This window comes from Sphingomonas longa, from assembly GCF_016892685.1.
GTDB classification, from domain to species: domain Bacteria; phylum Pseudomonadota; class Alphaproteobacteria; order Sphingomonadales; family Sphingomonadaceae; genus Sphingomonas; species Sphingomonas longa.
Window position 1 is genome coordinate 1 of record NZ_JAFEMC010000010.1, and the last position, 1,196, is coordinate 1,196.

The window sequence follows — 1,196 nt, forward strand, 5'->3', positions numbered from 1 at the left end:
AACCTGGCCTATCGCTGGTTCTGCCGGTTGGGGCTGGAGGGCGACGTGCCCGACCACTCGACCTTCTCGAAGAACCGACACGGGCGCTTCCGCGACAGCGACCTGTTGCGCCGGTTGTTCGAGACGACGGTAGCGCGCTGCATGGCCGAGGGGCTGGTGGGCGGCGAAGGGTTCGCGGTCGACGCCAGCCTGATCCGCGCCGATGCCAATCGTCAGACCGGCGGTCCGGGCAGCGACGGCGTGCCGCCGGACGCCGACAGCCGTGCGGTGCGCGAGTATCTCGCCGTTCTCGACGATGCCGCGTTCGGTGCAGCGACGCCGGTGGTGCCGAAGTATCTGGCGCCGGCCGATCCGGCATCGCGGTGGACGAGCGCACATCGCGGGCCGGCCTTCTATGCGTACTCGACCAACTACCTCATCGATCTCGACCACGCCGTCATCATGGACGTGGAAGCGAGCACCGCCGTGCGCCAGGCCGAGGTGACCGCGTGCAAGCGCATGATCGCGCGGGTGCAGGACCGCTTCGGCGTCTGGCCCGAGCGGCTGGCCGCCGACACCGCTTACGGCTCGGCGGAGATGCTCGCCTGGCTGGTCCACGAGCGCGACATCCAGCCGCACATCCCGGTGTTCGACAAGTCCGCCCGCCGCGACGGCACGTTCGAGCGCGATGCCTTCACCTACGACCATGACGACGACAGCTACGTCTGCCCCGGCGGCAAGCGCCTGCGCCCCAGGAACCGCAACTTCGCAACCGCCCGGGGCGATGTCGGCCAGGACGGCTTCATCCGCTATCGCGGCCGACAGCAGGACTGCGGCGGCTGCGCCCTGCGGGAACGCTGCACGCCCAACATGCCGGCGCGCAAGGTCACCCGCTCGATCCACGAAGGGGCTCGCGACCTCGCTCGCGACATCGCCACCACCGACGCCTACGTCACCTCGCGCCGCCAGCGAAAGAAGGTCGAGATGCTGTTCGCGCACCTCAAACGCATCCTGAAGCTCGACCGATTGCGCCTGCGCGGTCCAAACGGCGCCAGGGACGAGTTCCATATGGCAGCTACCGCCCAGAACCTCCGCAAGATGGCCAGGCTCATCCCGATGCCCGCGCAGCCGCTGCCCGCCTGAGCCAATCAGCACCGTCCAGCGTCAATCAGCCGTTGCCTGTCTCAAGACCCAACACCGACTTCTTCAACACAATC

1 protein-coding gene is annotated in these 1,196 nt (G+C 68.3%); it reads left to right on the forward strand.

What is annotated here, in order from left to right:
• A partial coding sequence (locus ILT43_RS19365; protein ID WP_204200602.1) for a transposase occupies positions 1 to 1,122 on the forward strand: 1,122 nt, incomplete at its 5' end.
• Between the last annotated feature and the right edge of the window lie 74 nt (positions 1,123 to 1,196).